Annotated in this window: 17 protein-coding genes and 1 other RNA gene; 9 read left to right on the forward strand and 9 right to left on the reverse strand. The window is 64.5% G+C overall.

Going from position 1 to position 15,534, the window contains the following annotated elements:
* Window positions 1-2 precede the first annotated feature (2 nt).
* Window positions 3-998, reverse strand: coding sequence for a 16S rRNA (cytosine(1402)-N(4))-methyltransferase RsmH (gene rsmH, locus ACVMIH_RS16905; RefSeq protein ID WP_456862545.1), 996 nt, complete (start codon window positions 996-998; stop codon window positions 3-5).
* Window positions 999-1,578: 580 nt separating this feature from the next.
* Here rsmH and ACVMIH_RS16910 point away from each other — a divergent pair.
* Both ACVMIH_RS16910 and ACVMIH_RS16915 read left to right on the forward strand, forming a co-directional pair.
* Window positions 1,579-2,445 (forward strand): N-acetylmuramoyl-L-alanine amidase, encoded by an 867-nt coding sequence (locus ACVMIH_RS16910; protein ID WP_456862547.1) that lies wholly within the window; start codon window positions 1,579-1,581, stop codon window positions 2,443-2,445.
* Window positions 2,446-2,565: 120 nt separating this feature from the next.
* Entirely contained in the window at window positions 2,566-2,793 is a 228-nt protein-coding gene (locus ACVMIH_RS16915; RefSeq protein ID WP_016840052.1) for a hypothetical protein, read from the forward strand.
* Window positions 2,794-2,869: 76 nt separating this feature from the next.
* On the opposite strand, the gene ACVMIH_RS16920 is transcribed toward ACVMIH_RS16915, so the two are convergent.
* Both ACVMIH_RS16920 and ACVMIH_RS16925 read right to left on the reverse strand, forming a co-directional pair.
* The gene (locus ACVMIH_RS16920; protein ID WP_456862549.1) at window positions 2,870-4,105 is read right to left on the reverse strand and encodes an RNA polymerase sigma factor; all 1,236 of its coding nucleotides are present in this window, start codon (window positions 4,103-4,105) and stop codon (window positions 2,870-2,872) included.
* A gap of 94 nt (window positions 4,106-4,199) precedes the next feature.
* Window positions 4,200-4,553 (reverse strand): YciI family protein, encoded by a 354-nt coding sequence (locus tag ACVMIH_RS16925; protein ID WP_168859070.1) that lies wholly within the window; start codon window positions 4,551-4,553, stop codon window positions 4,200-4,202.
* 228 nt (window positions 4,554-4,781) lie between these two features.
* On the opposite strand from ACVMIH_RS16925, the gene ACVMIH_RS16930 reads away from it, so the two are divergent.
* Together ACVMIH_RS16930 and ACVMIH_RS16935 are read left to right on the forward strand one after the other, a co-directional pair.
* A complete protein-coding gene (locus tag ACVMIH_RS16930) occupies window positions 4,782-4,937 on the forward strand; it encodes a hypothetical protein (protein ID WP_456782091.1) in 156 nt (51 codons plus the stop codon).
* 7 nt (window positions 4,938-4,944) lie between these two features.
* A complete protein-coding gene (locus ACVMIH_RS16935) occupies window positions 4,945-5,145 on the forward strand; it encodes a hypothetical protein (protein WP_057014987.1) in 201 nt (66 codons plus the stop codon).
* 236 nt (window positions 5,146-5,381) lie between these two features.
* Here ACVMIH_RS16935 and ACVMIH_RS16940 read toward each other — a convergent pair whose 3' ends face one another.
* Together ACVMIH_RS16940 and ACVMIH_RS16945 are read right to left on the reverse strand one after the other, a co-directional pair.
* On the reverse strand, window positions 5,382-5,816 hold the full coding sequence (locus ACVMIH_RS16940) for a PAS domain S-box protein (protein WP_456782092.1): 435 nt from the start codon (window positions 5,814-5,816) through the stop codon (window positions 5,382-5,384).
* A gap of 105 nt (window positions 5,817-5,921) precedes the next feature.
* Complete coding sequence (locus tag ACVMIH_RS16945) at window positions 5,922-6,821, reverse strand: LysR family transcriptional regulator (RefSeq protein ID WP_456782093.1); 900 nt, start codon at window positions 6,819-6,821, stop codon at window positions 5,922-5,924.
* A gap of 146 nt (window positions 6,822-6,967) precedes the next feature.
* On the opposite strand from ACVMIH_RS16945, the gene rnpB reads away from it, so the two are divergent.
* Window positions 6,968-7,382, forward strand: an RNA gene (gene rnpB / locus ACVMIH_RS16950) — RNase P RNA component class A.
* A gap of 169 nt (window positions 7,383-7,551) precedes the next feature.
* Here the strand turns inward: rnpB and ACVMIH_RS16955 are convergent.
* Together ACVMIH_RS16955 and ACVMIH_RS16960 are read right to left on the reverse strand one after the other, a co-directional pair.
* A complete protein-coding gene (locus ACVMIH_RS16955) occupies window positions 7,552-9,003 on the reverse strand; it encodes a GntP family permease (protein WP_456862552.1) in 1,452 nt (483 codons plus the stop codon).
* A gap of 4 nt (window positions 9,004-9,007) precedes the next feature.
* A complete protein-coding gene (locus ACVMIH_RS16960; RefSeq protein ID WP_026193140.1) occupies window positions 9,008-10,027 on the reverse strand; it encodes a patatin-like phospholipase family protein in 1,020 nt (339 codons plus the stop codon).
* 233 nt (window positions 10,028-10,260) lie between these two features.
* Between ACVMIH_RS16960 and ACVMIH_RS16965 the strand changes: the two genes are divergently transcribed.
* From ACVMIH_RS16965 to ACVMIH_RS16975, 3 genes are all read left to right on the forward strand, one after another.
* Window positions 10,261-10,440, forward strand: coding sequence for a hypothetical protein (locus ACVMIH_RS16965; protein ID WP_076824115.1), 180 nt, complete (start codon window positions 10,261-10,263; stop codon window positions 10,438-10,440).
* 171 nt (window positions 10,441-10,611) lie between these two features.
* On the forward strand, window positions 10,612-11,139 hold the full coding sequence (locus ACVMIH_RS16970) for a hypothetical protein (RefSeq protein WP_229191802.1): 528 nt from the start codon (window positions 10,612-10,614) through the stop codon (window positions 11,137-11,139).
* 323 nt (window positions 11,140-11,462) lie between these two features.
* Window positions 11,463-11,684, forward strand: a complete 222-nt coding sequence (locus tag ACVMIH_RS16975) for a DUF2721 domain-containing protein (RefSeq protein WP_156436019.1) — start codon at window positions 11,463-11,465, stop codon at window positions 11,682-11,684.
* On the opposite strand, the gene ACVMIH_RS16980 is transcribed toward ACVMIH_RS16975, so the two are convergent.
* Complete coding sequence (locus ACVMIH_RS16980) at window positions 11,665-12,393, reverse strand: alpha/beta fold hydrolase (RefSeq protein WP_057014981.1); 729 nt, start codon at window positions 12,391-12,393, stop codon at window positions 11,665-11,667. The two genes, ACVMIH_RS16975 and ACVMIH_RS16980, sit on opposite strands and share 20 nt — an antisense overlap.
* A gap of 206 nt (window positions 12,394-12,599) precedes the next feature.
* Here ACVMIH_RS16980 and ACVMIH_RS16985 point away from each other — a divergent pair, with 206 nt between their 5' ends.
* Complete coding sequence (locus ACVMIH_RS16985) at window positions 12,600-13,343, forward strand: sulfite exporter TauE/SafE family protein (RefSeq protein WP_456862555.1); 744 nt, start codon at window positions 12,600-12,602, stop codon at window positions 13,341-13,343.
* 62 nt (window positions 13,344-13,405) lie between these two features.
* On the opposite strand, the gene ACVMIH_RS16990 is transcribed toward ACVMIH_RS16985, so the two are convergent.
* Window positions 13,406-15,205, reverse strand: a complete 1,800-nt coding sequence (locus ACVMIH_RS16990; protein ID WP_456862558.1) for an ABC transporter ATP-binding protein — start codon at window positions 15,203-15,205, stop codon at window positions 13,406-13,408.
* Window positions 15,206-15,534: the final 329 nt, after the last annotated feature.

A 15,534-nucleotide genomic window follows, 5' to 3' on the forward strand; every position in this document is an offset into this window, starting at 1 on the left:
CGTCACCCTCCCCGCTTCAGGTCGGACAGCCGCGGCCATGACGGCAGGTCGTCGTCGGCGTGCATCGGCGCCGCGGTGCGCTCGGCGGCACGCAGCTTGGCCGATCGCGCGCGCGGATTGGCGGCAAGCTCGGCCTCACCAGGCGTCACCGGACGCTTGGTCAGGATCTGAAAGCTCGGCGCCGCTTGCGCCATTTCGGGCAAATGCCGCGAGCCGGCGGAGACCTTGCCGCGCAGGCTGAGGAAATTCTTGACGATGCGGTCTTCCAGCGAATGGAACGAAACCACGACGAGCCGGCCGCCCGGCTTCAGCACGCGCTCGGCCGCTGCGAGCGCCTCGTGCAGTTCATCGAGCTCCTCATTGACGAAGATGCGCAGCGCCTGAAAGGTCCGCGTCGCCGGATGGATCTCGTTCGGCTTGGCGCGCACGACCTTCGCGACGATATCGGCAAGCGCATCGGTCGTGGTGATCGGCGCGTCCTTGCGCGCGGCGACGATGGCGCGGGCGACGCCGCGCGAATGCCGCTCCTCGCCGAAGATATAGATGATGTCGGCGAGTTGTTTCTCGGAAGCGGTCGCGACCACGTCGGCCGCGGTCGGGCCGCTCTGGGCCATCCGCATGTCGAGCGGACCGCCGAGCCGGAATGAGAAGCCGCGTTCGGCCTGGTCGAGCTGCATCGAGGAGACGCCGACATCCATCACGACGCCGTCGACCTTATCCACCCCGTGCGACGCGCAGACCTCGGCGAGGTTGGAGAAGCGGTCCTCGTCCAGCGTCAGCCGACCGCCCGCGCCGTCGACCAGATCGAAGCCGCCGGTTATCGCGGTGCGGTCGCGGTCGATGCCGATCACGCGGGTATCGGCGACGTCGAGGATCGCCCGGCTGTAGCCGCCGGCACCAAAGGTGGCGTCGACATAGATGCCGCCGGCGCGCGGAGCGAGATGCGCGACCGCCTCGCGGCCCAGCACCGAAATGTGACGCGGCGCACGCTCGCTCATGCGCCGCTCCCGGGCGGGGCCGCGTAACTGGCATGCAAGCTGGGTGCGCGCCGACTCATTGCGCCTCGAATCCTTGCGCCCAGAGCCCTCTTCGTTCCGATCGGACCGGAACGGGGCTCTGGATTCCTGTCTTGACGCGTTTTCCTCACGCGAACCGGTATCCACTTCGCTCGAAAACGCGTGAAAAAGCCGCTGCGTGACGCCAGCGCCAACTCCCGTTTTCGGCCGCAAATCCTGATATCCGACCGGAATTGGGAGGGTTTCCATGGGATTTCGCGCAAACAGCGGGGCTCAGCGTCCTTTGGCCGTCCCCCGAAACCGGTTCGGCACTTCACCTCTCAGTAACGGCACTTAACGTTAAGAAAACGTTGATGATCGGTTAGCGGAATCGCGCGGCTTTGATCCGCATTCGAGTGATACCCTCGCGACCCGCTCCGGGCACAATGGCGCAGCGCATCATGCGGATCGTGGAACCGGCAGGGGTCGATTGCGCGGCCCGCACGGTAAAGGAATAGTAAACGCCTATTTGTTTATCCATATGTCAAAATGCTTTCTCCTGGTTCGGGTTTGAGTGATTCGTATGGCTTCAAGTTCGTCTTCGTCCGGCAACGCTGATTCGAAGCGTCAGCGCGCCCTCCCTGTTCCAAAGGGGGTGGCGGACGCGAAGACGTTCACGCCGGATTCCTCGATCGCCTCCGACGTGATCCCGTCGGCGAACTTCGGCGATCGCGCCAATGGCCGGCAACCCGACATGATCGTGCTGCACTACACCGGCATGCCCGACGTCGAGGGTGCGATCACCCAGCTGTGCACGGCCGGCACCGAGGTCTCGGCGCACTACATCGTGCTCGAGGACGGCCGCATCGTGCAGTGCGTGCCGGAGAGCAAGCGCGCCTGGCACGCCGGCGTGTCCGCGTGGGCTGGCGATGACGACATCAACTCCTGCTCGATCGGCGTCGAGATCGTCAATCGCGGCCACGATTGGGGCTATCCGGATTTTCCGCTGCGCCAGATCGCGGCTGTCATCGCGCTGTGCCGCGGCATCATGCTTCGCCGCAAGGTGGTCCCGCATCGCGTGCTCGGCCATTCCGACGTGGCACCGGCGCGCAAGAAGGATCCCGGCGAGAAATTCCCGTGGCACTCGCTGGCCAATTCCGGCGTCGGGCACTGGGTGCAGCCGGCGCCGATCGTGCGCGGCGACGCGCTGCAGCTCGGTGCGATCAGCGACAGCGTCTCCAACATGCAGGCCGCGTTCCGGCGCTACGGCTACAACATCCCGACCAACGGCAAGTTCGACGGCCCGACCATGGAGGTCGTCACCGCCTTCCAGCGCCACTTCCGCCCGGAGCGCATCGACGGGATCGCCGACCGTTCCACCATGGCCACACTGCACGCGCTGCTCGAGAGCCTGCCGCCGGATGCGGCGACGGTGGTCGCGCCGAGCTAGGCTCGCCTCCGTCCGTCGTCGCGAGGAGCGGTGCATTTACCGGCCAAGTGTGCGTGCACGTTGGAACTTTTCGGCATGAGCGGTCTTTGTAGGTGGGGCGGTCCGAGTGGAGATTCGTCCATGTTCAAAGCACTGATCGCAGGAGCCGCCGCCGTCGGCCTCATTGTCGCTCCGGCAGCCGCTGGCGCTATGTCGACCCAAAGCAAGACCATGTCGTCGACCCATCACAAGACCCAGAAGGTCCATCACGCGCAGAAGAAGATGGCACCCGGCACCACGACCGGCATGTCGAAGGGGACGACGACCGGGCAATCGAGCACCGGCGCCAAGGCAAAGACAGGGTACTGAGCACGCTCAACGCCTCACGGCGCGCTGACCATCGTGGATGACGCGCCGTCACTGGCCACGCAAGAGATGGGGTGCGTCACCCCATCTCGGCGCTGCGCCGCGCATAGAGCCGGCGCAGCGGTTCGAGTTGCGTGGCTGCCGTTGCGGCGAGATAGGCCTGCCGCGCTTCATCCTTGCGGCCGAGGCGGCGCAGCAGGTCGGCGCGCACCGCGGGCAGCTGGTCATATCCCTTCAAAGTGCCGCGCGCGTCCAGCGCGTCGATCAGGTCAAGGGCGCGCGCCGGACCATCGACCATCGACACCGCGGCGGCGTGATTGAGCTCGATCACCGGCGACGGGCTGATGCGCAGCAGCACCTCGTAAAGACCGGCGATCTGCGGCCAGTCGGTGTCCTTGTAACTCGGCGCCCGCGCGTGCAGCGCGGCGATCGCCGCCTGCACGGCGTAGGACTGCGGCCGGCCCGGCATCCGCAGCGCCTCCTCGACCAGTTCGAGGCCTTCGGCGATCTGCTGGAAATCCCACAGCGAACGGTCCTGCTCCTCGAGCAGCACGATATCGCCGCCGGCGGTCTGGCGGCCGGCGCGGCGCGCATCATGCAGCAGCATCAGCGCCAACAGCCCCTTGATCTCGCCGCGCGCCGGTATCAGCGCATCGATCAGCCGCGCCAGCCGGATCGCCTCGCGGGCAAGATCGGGCCGCATCAGATCCTCGCCGGCGGTCGCCGCATAGCCTTCGGTGAAGACGAGGTAGATCACCGCGAGCACGCCGGTGAGGCGCGGCTCCAGCGCCTCACGCTCCGGCACCTCATAGGGAATGCCGGCGAGTTTTATCTTTTGCTTGGCGCGCAAGAGGCGCTGCGCCATGGCGTCCTCGCTCACCAGGAAGGCGCGCGCGACCTGCACCGTCGTCAGCCCGCACACCGTGCGCAAGGTCAGCGCGACCTGGACCTCCGCCGCAAACGACGGATGGCAGCAGGTGAAGATCAGCCGCAGCATGTCGTCGTCGAGCGTTGCATCGGCCGGCTCGGGCGAGGACTCTGCATCGAGCAGGATCTGATGCGTCAGTTCCTGCTGCTTGCCGCGAAACGTCGCCGCGCGGCGAACGCGGTCGATCGCCTTGTTGCGGCCGACATTGACCAGCCAGGCACGCGGATTGGAGGGGAATTCGCCGATCGGCCAGCGCTGCAGCGCCACGGCAAAAGCATCCTGAAGCGCATCTTCGGCCAGGTCGAAATCGCCGACGAGACGGATCAGCGTTGCGAGCGCCCGGCCCGCCTCTTCGCGAAACACTTTTTCGATCTGGCTGGGGGTCATGGTCTCACCGTCATTCCGGGGCGATGCGAAGCATCGAACCCGGAATCTCGAGGTTCCGGGTTCGCGCTTCGCACGCCCCGGAACGACGAAACCATCACTTGTCGTAGATCATCACCGGCCTGACTTCGATCGAGCCGGTCTTGGCGCCGGGAATCCGCGCCGCGAGGCCGAGCGCCGTGTCGAGATCCTTGGCATCGACCAGATAATAGCCGCCGAGTTGTTCGCGGGTTTCCGCAAACGGCCCGTCGGTTGTCAGCGTCTTGCCGTCGCGCACCCGAACGGTGGTCGCGGTCGACACCGGCTGCAGCCCGTCACCCGCCTTGAAGTGTCCGCTCTGGATGATGGACTGGGTGTAGACGCCATATTCCGCCGACAGGGCCTTGCGGTCGTCGGCACTCATGCGGCCATATTCCGCGTCGCTCCGGTAGATCAGCAACAGATATTGCATCTTGAGAACTCCTCTTGATCGGCTGGATCGCCGACACCCAGTCGAACGGGCGACACGCAGGACGACATCGTCAGGATAAATTATTTTGGCCGCCCGGCGTGAATGTCTCACCGGCCCGGCGGGCCGCAGAGCTAGCTTATATCGGATAATCCGATAGTAACCGCCAATATTATTCGTTTGTTAAATTCATGGCAGCGCGTAGCCTTCGGATGCCCGGAGGACTTCGCCATGACACCACTGCCGCAGACAGCCACACGCCTTTGCCGGCTCCTGCTGTCGATGCTGTACCGAATCCTGCGCAGCCGGATCGTGGCGAAACCGCGCCACCACGCCAGTCAGGTCGCCTCGAACATCGCCGCGGGCGGCAATCCGCTCGGCGTGTGAGCAGGCAATGCAACGGGGCATCACGCGCCTGAAGGCGTTGCGTCAGCTGATCGCCGACGAAGGGCTGACCATCGCGATCCTTGCGGCGGTAGCCGCAGCGACGGTGATCGCATTTGGTTTCGGTGCGGAAGCCGACATCGTGGCCTCGATGCTGGTCATCGGCCTTGTGACCGCGCTGGCGGAGACCCGCCTGCGATCGGGAAAGTAACTCCAGCGGCCGTGATCGGCTCCGGAGGGGATGACCGAGAACCTGGCATTTGCTTGTAGCCTTATCCGCGTCACTGCGAGCCACCGGATCGCGCGAACGCGCGCCCGATGACAGGCTCCGCGAAGCTATCCATCCGTCGCAGGTGCGGAGCGATGGATTGCTTCGTCGCTTCAGCGCAAAATTGCTTCGCAATTTTGTCGCGAGCTCCTCGCAATGACGGCATGGCTTCCCAGCCTTTACGACGATGTCGCGGCCTGCTGCGCGGCGCGGCGCCGCAACTCCTTGAGCTCCTCGAAACGCTTGGTCACGTCGCGCATCACCGCGACGGTGCCGGCGACCTTGTGCGCCGCATCGTGCAGCATCTCGATGGTGAATTCGACGGAGATGCGCGTCCCGTGCCTGGTCAGCGCCGGCACCGACAGCAGATCGCCCTGACCGTAGCGGCTCGTCCCAGTCGCCATCGTGTGACGGAAGCCGGCCCAGTGACGCGCGCGCAGATTCTCCGGAATGATCAAATCGAGCGATTGTCCGATCGCCTCCTCGGCGCCGAAGCCGAACATCCTGACCGCGCCGGGATTCCACAAGGTGATACGGCCTTCGACATCGGTCGCAACGATCGCGTCGGAGGCGCCCTTGAGCAACGCGTCTCCCACTTCTGCCGCAATATCCATCGTTTGACCTCCTGCTGATCCCGATCCTGCTGTGAACGCGGACGTTGGCGCTGACAAGCGAAGAAAGCCGATGGAATCGATCGGAGATGCCGATAGAAATCGCGGTCAGCGCCGCCGCCGCGCGGCAGGCCTGGCCCGCGGCAGGTCCGCGCTCGCATTAACCTGCGACGCGGCAAGCCGATGCATGGTCTCGACCGCGCGCGCCAGATGATCGTCCTGGCTGTCAGCCGGATAGGCGACATAGGCGGGCATCGCAAAGCCAGGTGCGCCGGCGACGGCGTGCAGCCGCCGCGCCTTCAGGAGCGGCTCCACGATACGACGCGCGAAGAAGCCAGAGCCGCCATTCTCCAAAAGATGCTGCAATCCGAGCCAGCCGATATTCACCGTCAGCGCGGGGCCGGCGAAATTCGGAAACAGCGTGGCGTGACGCGCGTAGAATTCGGGGCCCCAATCGACATAGACATAGCCCGGTCCCGGCTCCGGTGCGCTTTTCGGATCGGTCGACACCAGGATGAGCTGCTCCTCGAACAGCTGCTCGACCTTGAGGCCGGGGCGACTCTGCGGCGTGTACATCACGCCGATGTCGATGCGTCCCTCGACCAGCCCCTGCATCAGCTCGGGCTCGAGCGCGCTCTCGGCGCGGATCGAGATGTCGGGATGCGCCCGCGTCATCAGCGGCAGCCAGCGCAGCAGATACTCTTCCCAAAGTCCGATGCGGCCGCCGACCACCAGCGTCGCGGAAAATCCCTTGGGGATTCCGACATCATGGCGCGCCTGCTCGACGGTGCGGACCAGCACCGAGGCGTGGCGCTGAAACTGCCGGCCGGCCGGCGTCAACGTGGTGCCGGCCTTGTTGCGCACGAACAGCACGCAGCCGAGCTGCTGCTCGAGCGTGTGGATGCGGGTGCTGACGGTCGACTGGCTGACATGCAGCCGCTCCGCCGCGGTGATGAAGTTGCCGGCGCTCACCACCGACAGGAACGTCCGGGCCAGTTCGGTATCCATGGCGCCTCGACCTTTGGATCGATCAAATCGATATCAAAGGCCCCTCCTCTGCGAATGTCAAAATCGAGGACCCGCCGGGCGCCGGGCCAGGGGTTAACCATCGCAATCGCTTGACGCGGGCGGCCAAAGCCCGCATGCGTAACCCGTCAGTCGGCCGGACGGCCGCTCCCGCAAGCGCCGAAAGGCCGCGGGGGAGGAAAGTCCGGGCTCCATCGACATGCGGTGCCGGATAACATCCGGCGGGGGCGACCCCAGGGAAAGTGCCACAGAGAACGAACCGCTCCCTCCTCGGAGGAAGTAAGGGTGAAAAGGTGCGGTAAGAGCGCACCGCGTTTCCGGCAACGGAGACGGCATGGCAAACCACACCGGGAGCAAAACCGAATAGGGACGGCAACGCGGTTAGTTCGCGCACGCGCGATAACACCGCAGGGCGATGTCAGGCCCGCTGTCCGGGTAGGTTGCCCGAGGCAAGGTGCAAACCTTGTCCCAGAGGAATGGCCGTCGCGTACCATTCGCGAGAATGGTGCCCTACAGAACCCGGCTTACAGGCCGGCTGATATTCTAAAGCGTTTTCGAGCGAAGTGGATTTCCGGTTCGCGTGAAGAAAACGCGTCTTGAAGATGGACCATGAGGGGCTCGGCGCGACACGCCGGGCCCCTCGCCAGTTTCAGATCAACGTCGTTCCAGCTACGCGCGCCGGCGGGAAGTAGAGCCAACCCATCGTCTTGCGTCAGAACGACCCGAATGCGGTGCCGATCGCAATCACCGCTGCGAGAGCAATGACAGAACTCACAATGCCGACCATGACAATGTCGAGATAGCTATCGCGATGCTTGAGCCCACAGATCGCAAGCAGGCTAACGACAGCGCCGTTGTGAGGTAGAATGTCCAGCGTTCCCGAACCGATCACCGCGACGCGATGCAACAGGCCGGGGTCAATACCCGCCTCCGCGGCAAGATCCATATAGGTCCGTCCCAGCGCATCGAGCGCGATCGTCAAGCCGCCGGAAGCCGACCCCGTCAGCGCGGCAAGGATGTTCGTCGCGACCGCGAGCGACACCAATGGACCGCCTTCAATTCGCAACACCCAGTCCCGCACCACGCCGAAAGCGGGAAGCGAGGCGATAACGGCGCCGAATCCGACAAGGCTTGCGACGCTCAGCGCCGGCAGGACCGACGCGTTGGCACCGGCATCCATAGTTCGTCGCAGTGCGGGCAGCCGCGTCCAGTTGCAGAGGATGACCGTCACGATCGCTCCCGCCAACGCCACCACAACCGACCAGACACCGGCCACGGCAGCCAGCGATGTATTTCCCCACCGCTGTTCGGCCAGGAACGAGAAATCAAGCCGAGGCAGCACAACCAGCGACATCACCAGATTGACGGCGACGACGACGATCAGGGGAAGGATGGCGTTGAAAATCGGGACGGCGGCGTTGCTGTGATATCCGTGGCGGAGCTCCGCCGGGTCGAATTCTCGCGCCGTCGTAGCCCGCTCGCGCAACAGCTCGTCGTCGGCTGCATCCGCCGGAACCGGCGGCTCGTCGCCATACCCCTCTTTTGCGCGATGCGCTGCCTTCTCCGCGCGAAGCAGCCACCACAGCCCGACGCTCAGCATGATGATCGAGGCGACAACGCCGAGGCCCGGTGCGGCAAAGGGGGTCGTGCCGAAGAAAGGCATCGGTATCGCATTCTGTATCGACGGCGTGCCCGGCAGCGCCGACATGGTGAAGGTCGAAGTCCCGAGAATGACCGCCGCCGGTACCAGACGACGTGGAATCCCCGCCGTGCGAAACAGCGACTGCGCCATCGGAACGATGACAAAGAAGGCGACGAACAGGCTGACGCCGCCGTAGGTGACCAGTGCGCCTGCGAGCACGACCGCAAGGATGATCCGGCGTTCGCCCAGGCACCGGGAGATGAAGCCCGCGACCGCCGCGACTGCGCCGCTGTCATCCATGAGCTTTCCGAACACGGCGCCAAGCAGAAAAATAGGGAAGAACTGCGCGAGAAACTCCGACGCGCTACCCATGAAGGTCTGCGTCCAGTTGGCAAGCAGCGGCTCGCCACCGAAGGCTGCGGCCACCAGCGCACAGAGCGGCGCGAGCAGCAGCACGCTCCAACCGCGGAAAGCGAGACAGACCAGCAGTCCAAGCCCGACGAGAATGCCGAGAAGACCCATCGTCTCAGCACTCCGCCAGCAGAATATCGAGATCTGCGGTCGAACGCTCACCGAGATCGGCGCCATGGGCGTCGAGGAATTCGCCGGCGGCTCGCCGCCCTTCCTCGTGCAGCTTGGCCACGAACGCCCATTCGGCATTGAGCTTGGATGACGAACCGAACGTCGCGAGCATGTCGCTCTTGATCCGGTGCGTCTTCATCTGCGCCCAGCGGGCGCCTTCCCCTGTACCGGGATCGGCGACCTGGCGAAGCAACGCGATCATCCGCAGCTCCTTTGCCAGCGGCGAGTTGAACGAGATCTCGTTAAGCCGGTTGAGAATGTCAGCGGCCGTGCGCGGCTGCTCCGGACGCTCGGTCGGGTTGATCTGGACGACGACGGTGTCGCGCGCGTCGGTCTCGCGGACGAGCGGCGTAATCGTGGGATTACCCGCGTAGCCGCCGTCCCAATAGGGCTCGCCATCGATCTCGATCGCGCGAAACATCGTTGGCAGGCAAGCCGACGCAAGCAGGACATCCGCGGTAATCTCCGCGTTGCGAAAAATCCGTCCGCGGCCCGTACGCACGCGCGTGGCGGTGATGAAGAGCTTGATCGGCGCGCGTGCAAGACGCTCGAAATCGATACTGTCGTTCAATATGTCGCGTAGCGGATTGAAGCCAAGCGGATTGAGGTCATAGGGTGAAAGCATCCGCGACATCAAATCGGTGAAGAGATAGGCCGGGGAGCTGTCAAGCGACCAGCGTCCCATCAGGCGGTCGAGCGGCGACCGTTGCAACGGACTGAATGCGGCGGCGCGCGAGACGCTTCGCCAATATTTTTCAAGCGCTTCGCGTGCGCCGGCAGCTCCGCCCGCGGTCCAACCATCCGCCAGCACGGCTGCGTTCATCGCTCCGGCCGATGTCCCGGATATGCCCGCAATCTGAAACCATGGTTCTTCGAGAAGCCGATCCAGGACACCCCACGTGAACGCACCGTGCGATCCCCCACCTTGGAGCGCCAGGTCTACGAGCACGGGGCTGCGGTTCATGAATCCATGCTCACCAGCACGCGAGACACTCATTATGTCGCAGTTTAGCCGAACATGCGAGACAAAGTTGCGGTCGCTGCGCAATTCCGACGGCGAACTTCGAACGATATTATCTCAACTCGAAGCGAAGCGAAGCGAACCGATCGCTTCAGTGCCGCCACAGCCCACCTTTCTTAAAAGGCGACATGCATGGGGTGGCGGGCGTAGAGTGTGCCTCTCGCGGAGGATCGCAGATGGACCTTCAGAAGATCATGGCGAAGGCAAGAGACATCGCCAGTAGCACCGGCACGATCACGACCGAGCAACTGAACGGGATGTGCCCCAACAATATGGAGCCCGAAGATATCGCGGCTCTCTTTGCGGCTCTGCGCACTGAGGGGATTCGTCTCAAGGACAACGACGCAGAAAAGTAGGAGCCACTGTGCTTTGACGCTATAGCAAGACAATCGATCACTGCGATCGAAGCGCTGGCCGAGTTTGGATAGTGGCAGATTGGTCATCCGGCGGCATTGCAGCTATGATCCGCCAGAGCTGGACGTGTCCTTCTGCCCCGAGATTCAAGAAGATCAAGAGGAGGAATAGGAATGTCGGTCGCCTGCAAGTTCGAACGCAGCATCCTCAGCCACGAAGAATATGAGGAAATCCGCCTGACGCATCATCCCGCCATCTACGGCGTCGAGGTGAGCGAGCTCGAGGCCATGCGACCCCGCTTGCGCAAGATGCGCGACAAGGAGCGAACGGTCGGCCGACAAAAGCAGCGAGAGAGCCGCGGAAAGGCCGAGGCTCGCGGCACGAGCTTTCCAGGAACCGCCAAGCATGCGTCAGAGCGAAAACAGGTCTTCGCGGCAGCGCTGAAACGGGTCAACACGGAGCTGAGGCGTCAGCACAATCTGGCAGCCCGGACCGCACATGTCGAAGCAGCGCGAAAGGCCCTCGCGCTGCACCGGGCCGCGAACTTCACGACGCGTCCCCCGGCAGGAGGCACCGCGGGCGAAGGCATGGCGTCGAAGCCAAGCGAACGCCGACGAAAGATCATTGCAGGCGCAAAGATCGGACGCGTATCGCAGGCGACAAAGGTCGCTCAAGCCGTCCGCGACGCGCGCGGTGCATGATCCCGGGCAAACAAGCGGCTGATTGATTCCGGCGCGGCATCGGCAGCCCGCGGCATACGCCAGCCGTCGCGGTTGCGCGCGGTCTGTCGCATGCTGAAGCGGACAGGGCGCGGCGTTGCAGCGGCATTGGTCAATGCAACCGCCAGTCGATCAGTGCCCGCCAGAACCTCAAACCCAATCCGGACGCTGATCTCCCGCATGGACCGCGTGACCGACCGGATACAAGCTCTTGATGCGGTCCCGGACGGCGATGATGCCAAAACAGGGCGTAAGAAAGACATGCCCCGGCTGAGGCGCCGCGCCGAGCTCCTCAATCGCCTATCATGTTCTCCACAATAAGCGCCATCCTGACGTGCCTGCTGGTGATCGTGGCATTCGTCAGTACCTATTTCCAGCTGCGGCACGAATATGGTGTCGCCATACTTTTTATCGTAACGCTCGGATCTTTCACCGCAGCGCTGATAGATCTCGTCCGTGAACGAGGATTGCCGTGCACGAATACGATCTGGATCGCTAGAGATCGCCTCAGGAAACAATCTCCATGAGCATCGCCATCAGCGCCTCCGGTGCGGTGACGTTCGGCGAGTGGCTGGCGTCGATCTCGAAATAGCGCCAGCCGGCTTCGTTCCTGATGCGCCGGGCGAACTGGCCGAACGTGTCGGCCTGCGTGGCGCGGGTGGCGTAGATGTAGCTGCGCGGCAGGCTGGTCTCGCCGTGCTTCAACCGCAATTTCTGCTCGAAGCATTTGATCGGCATGTCGACGCGCCGCGCGCTCAGCCATGCGACGTCGGCGGGCGACGTGTCCGGCGGCACCGGCATCGGCGGAATACGCCAGCCGTCGCCGTCGCTCGCGAACTCACGCATGGTCTCGATGGCCGATTCGTTGAGATCGAACAGCGACTGGCCGTCGCGCGGCACGAAAGCGTCGATATAGATCATCTGCGCGATGCGCTCGCGCACCCGGTCGGCGACGCCGGTCGCGACCATGCCGCCATAGGAGTGCCCGATCAGCACGATGTCGTGCAGGTCCTCGTAACTGATGACGCTGAGCACATCCTGGATATGCGCCTCGAGGTCGAGTCCTTGATGCGCAAGGTGCGCGCGCTCGCCAAGCCCGGTGTAGCTCGGCGTGACCAGCCGATGGCCGGCGGCCTGCATCAGGGGATGCATCTTCTTCCATGCCCAGCCTGCCGACCAGGCGCCGTGACAGACCAGAAAGGTTTTTTGCGAATTCGCAGGCGAGCCTGAAGTCATGGGATGCTTCCGTTCCGATTATCGTTGATGAGCCGCGATTTTGAATAGTACCTGCGAGACGCGTTGTGTAAACGTGGCGCCAAACACCACCGTCGTTCCGGGGCGATGCGCCAGCATCGAAGCCGGAATCTCGAGATTCCCCGGTGCGCGATTGCGCACCTGCGGTCTGGTCCTTCGGACCATCCCGGAATGACGAAGGAGAAAAAATGACCCCGGCAAGCTATGCGATCCTGTTCTTCGGCGCGCTTGCCGGCGGTTTCGTCTCCGGCCTTGCCGGCTTCGGCACCGCGCTGATGGCGCTCGGCATCTGGCTCTATGTGCTGCCGCCGACACTCGCGGTGCCGCTCGTGCTGGTCTGCTCGGTCATCGCGCAGCTCTCGACCTTGCCGTCGATCTGGAAGAGCATCGATTTCCGCCTGGTCTGGCCGTTCGTCATCGCAGGCCTCGCGGGCGTGCCGATCGGCATCCTGCTGATCGCGCGGGCCGACCCCGAGGTCTTCAAGCTGACGATCGGCGTCTTCCTGCTGGTGTTTCCGACCGCGTTGTTCCTGCAACGCAAGCCGATGTCGATCGCCTTCGGCGGCAAATGGGCCGATGGCGCGATCGGATTTGCCGGCGGCATCCTCGGCGGCCTCGCCGGACTGTCCGGCCCGCTGCCGATCCTGTGGGCCAGCGTGCGCGGCTGGGGCAAACAGCAGCGCCGCGGCGTGTTCCAGATCTTCAACTTCACGATCCTGGCGGCCGCGCTTTGCGTGCAGATCGCAAGCGGCCTGGTGAAAACAGAGCTGATCTGGCTGGTGGCGTGCGCGTTTCCGGGGACACTGCTCGGCGCCTGGCTCGGCGCGCGGCTCTATCACGCGCTCAGCGACCGCAATTTCTCCGACGTCGTGCTGCTGCTGCTGTTCCTGTCCGGCGTCGCGCTGGTGTGGAACGGACTGGCGCCGAAATAGCGGGCGCTGCGTGAGCGTCGGTTCTGATCCAATCAGAACCGACGCTCCAGCCATGCGCCATCTCACTCCGCCGCGGCCTGACCGAATTCGGTCGCCTGACGCTCGAACAGGCCGCGATAGATGCCGCCTTGACGCGCGGCGAGCACCTCATGGGTGCCCTGCTCGACGATCTCGCCGCGGTCGAACACCAGGATGCGATCCATGCTGCGCACGGTCGACAGCCGGTGCGCGATCACGATCGAGGTGCGGCCCTTCATCAGCCGTTCCATCGCCTGCTGGATCAGCGCCTCGGATTCCGAATCGAGGCTCGAGGTCGCCTCGTCCAGGATCAGGATCGGCGCATCGGCCAGGAAGGCGCGTGCCAGCGCCACGCGCTGCCGCTCGCCGCCCGACAGCTTGACGCCGCGCTCGCCCACCAGCGTGCCGTAACCCTTCGGCAGCCGCATGATGAAGTCGTGCGCATTGGCAAGCCGCGCCGCCTGCTCGATCGCCTCCATGCCGGCGCCCGGCCGGCCATAGGCGATGTTCTCCGCCAGGGTGCGGTGGAACAGGATCGGCTCCTGCTGCACGATCGCGATCTGGCTGCGCAGCGATTGCTGCGTCGCCTTGGCGATGTCCTGACCGTCGATGAGGATCCGGCCAGCGGAGACGTCGTAGAGCCGCTGCACCAGCTTGACGAAGGTCGTCTTGCCGGAGCCGGAGCGCCCGACCAGGCCGACCCGCTCGCCGGCATCGATGTCGACCGACAGGGCGTCATAGAGCGGCCGGCGATGGCCGCCATAGTGAAACGTGACGTCGTCGAACACGATGCGGCCGCCCTGGATGTCGATCGTTCCAGCATCATCCGCGTCGACGATGCCAAGCGGCTCGCCATGGATCTGCACCAGCTCCTCCATGTCGTTCACCGAACGCTGCAGGTTGTTGATGTGCATGCCGACATCGCGCAGATAGGCGTGGATGATGTAGTAGCTGGTCAGCACATAGGTGACGTCGCCCGGCGTGGCGCGGCCCTGCGCCCACAGCAGGATCGCACCACCGATCACCGAGGCACGGAAGCACAGCAGCACCACGAGCTGCGCCGTCGAGGTGTGGTTGTAGCGGAACCAGGTGCGCCGCACCCGCCGGCGCCAGCGGCTGATGACGCCGTCGAGCCGCATGTCCTCGCGCGTCTCCGCGCCGAACGACTTCACCACCGCGTTGCAGGTCAGGGCGTCGGCCAGCGTGCCGCCGACCTTGGTGTCCCACGCATTGGAAACGCGCGCGGCAGGCGCGACGTAGCGCACCTGGAACACCATGGTCATCGCGACATAGATCACCGAGCCGACCGCGATCACCGCGCCGAGCTGCGGCCAATGCACGCCGAGCAGGATCATCGAGCCGAGCAGCACCACGACCGACGGCAGCAGCGCCATCAGGATGGTGTCGTTCAGCAAATCGAGCGCCCACATGCCGCGCGTGATCTTGCGCACGGTGGAGCCGGCGAACGAATTGGCGTGCCAGTCGGTCGAGAAGCGCTGCACCCGCATGAAGGCCTGCTGCCCGACATCGGACATCGTCTTCAGCGTGAACGGCACGATGGTCTGGATGCCGACCAGCCGCAGCACCAGCGACAGCGCGCCGAGGCCGACGATGGCGCCGAACGCCAGCATCGCCGCATGGCGCGCGGCCGCATTGGTGGCGCCCGCGGTCAGCGCGTCGACCAGATGGCCGGAAAACACCGGCATGAACAGGTCGGCCGCGGTTGCGCCGAGGAATCCCGCCGTCACCGCGGAGGCACGCAGCGGCTGTTCCAGCCAATGGCGGAAGACAAAGGGGAGCACGATCCGGATTGCGGCCGGCCGCTTGGTCGTCAGAGAGGTCATGGCACATTCCGGCCACGCTTTTGCAGCGCGTGCCGGCTCCATCTGAGGCGACGTGCGGGCGGAATCCGACCGCGAGCGCCGCTGGAAATTGTCGATAAATTGTTGGGACGTTTTGCTGATCGGGGATCAGGCCCGATCAGCGCCGGGAGCTAACGCGTAAAGGCGTCCAGCACCGTCGAACGCGGGCGCGCGATCTGCGAAATAAGCGACTTCATGCGCATCTCCCCGGTTCGAGTAAGGAAGCGCTGCTTATAAATGCATCACGCGCGATTGGCAAGGTAACATCGGCGTGAGTGCGTCAATGTGTCGGCGATATCAGCTATTCACGG

The organism is Bradyrhizobium sp. USDA 4503 (assembly GCF_054055815.1).

Excerpts from the sequence above, each read along its gene's own strand:
- ACVMIH_RS16910 (WP_456862547.1), top strand. The coding sequence starts at position 1,579 with ATGGCTTCAAGTTCGTCTTCGTCCGGCAACGCTGATTCGAAGCGTCAG.
- ACVMIH_RS16960 (WP_026193140.1), bottom strand. The coding sequence starts at position 10,027 with ATGAACCGCAGCCCCGTGCTCGTAGACCTGGCGCTCCAAGGTGGGGGA.
- ACVMIH_RS16985 (WP_456862555.1), top strand. The coding sequence starts at position 12,600 with ATGACCCCGGCAAGCTATGCGATCCTGTTCTTCGGCGCGCTTGCCGGC.
- ACVMIH_RS16990 (WP_456862558.1), bottom strand. The coding sequence starts at position 15,205 with ATGACCTCTCTGACGACCAAGCGGCCGGCCGCAATCCGGATCGTGCTC.
- ACVMIH_RS16955 (WP_456862552.1), bottom strand. The coding sequence starts at position 9,003 with ATGGGTCTTCTCGGCATTCTCGTCGGGCTTGGACTGCTGGTCTGTCTC.
- ACVMIH_RS16965 (WP_076824115.1), top strand. The coding sequence starts at position 10,261 with ATGGACCTTCAGAAGATCATGGCGAAGGCAAGAGACATCGCCAGTAGC.
- ACVMIH_RS16920 (WP_456862549.1), bottom strand. The coding sequence starts at position 4,105 with ATGACCCCCAGCCAGATCGAAAAAGTGTTTCGCGAAGAGGCGGGCCGG.
- ACVMIH_RS16935 (WP_057014987.1), top strand. The coding sequence starts at position 4,945 with ATGCAACGGGGCATCACGCGCCTGAAGGCGTTGCGTCAGCTGATCGCC.
- ACVMIH_RS16940 (WP_456782092.1), bottom strand. The coding sequence starts at position 5,816 with ATGGATATTGCGGCAGAAGTGGGAGACGCGTTGCTCAAGGGCGCCTCC.
- ACVMIH_RS16975 (WP_156436019.1), top strand. The coding sequence starts at position 11,463 with ATGTTCTCCACAATAAGCGCCATCCTGACGTGCCTGCTGGTGATCGTG.
- ACVMIH_RS16970 (WP_229191802.1), top strand. The coding sequence starts at position 10,612 with ATGTCGGTCGCCTGCAAGTTCGAACGCAGCATCCTCAGCCACGAAGAA.
- ACVMIH_RS16925 (WP_168859070.1), bottom strand. The coding sequence starts at position 4,553 with ATGCAATATCTGTTGCTGATCTACCGGAGCGACGCGGAATATGGCCGC.
- ACVMIH_RS16945 (WP_456782093.1), bottom strand. The coding sequence starts at position 6,821 with ATGGATACCGAACTGGCCCGGACGTTCCTGTCGGTGGTGAGCGCCGGC.
- rsmH (WP_456862545.1), bottom strand. The coding sequence starts at position 998 with ATGAGCGAGCGTGCGCCGCGTCACATTTCGGTGCTGGGCCGCGAGGCG.
- ACVMIH_RS16980 (WP_057014981.1), bottom strand. The coding sequence starts at position 12,393 with ATGACTTCAGGCTCGCCTGCGAATTCGCAAAAAACCTTTCTGGTCTGT.
- ACVMIH_RS16930 (WP_456782091.1), top strand. The coding sequence starts at position 4,782 with ATGACACCACTGCCGCAGACAGCCACACGCCTTTGCCGGCTCCTGCTG.
- ACVMIH_RS16915 (WP_016840052.1), top strand. The coding sequence starts at position 2,566 with ATGTTCAAAGCACTGATCGCAGGAGCCGCCGCCGTCGGCCTCATTGTC.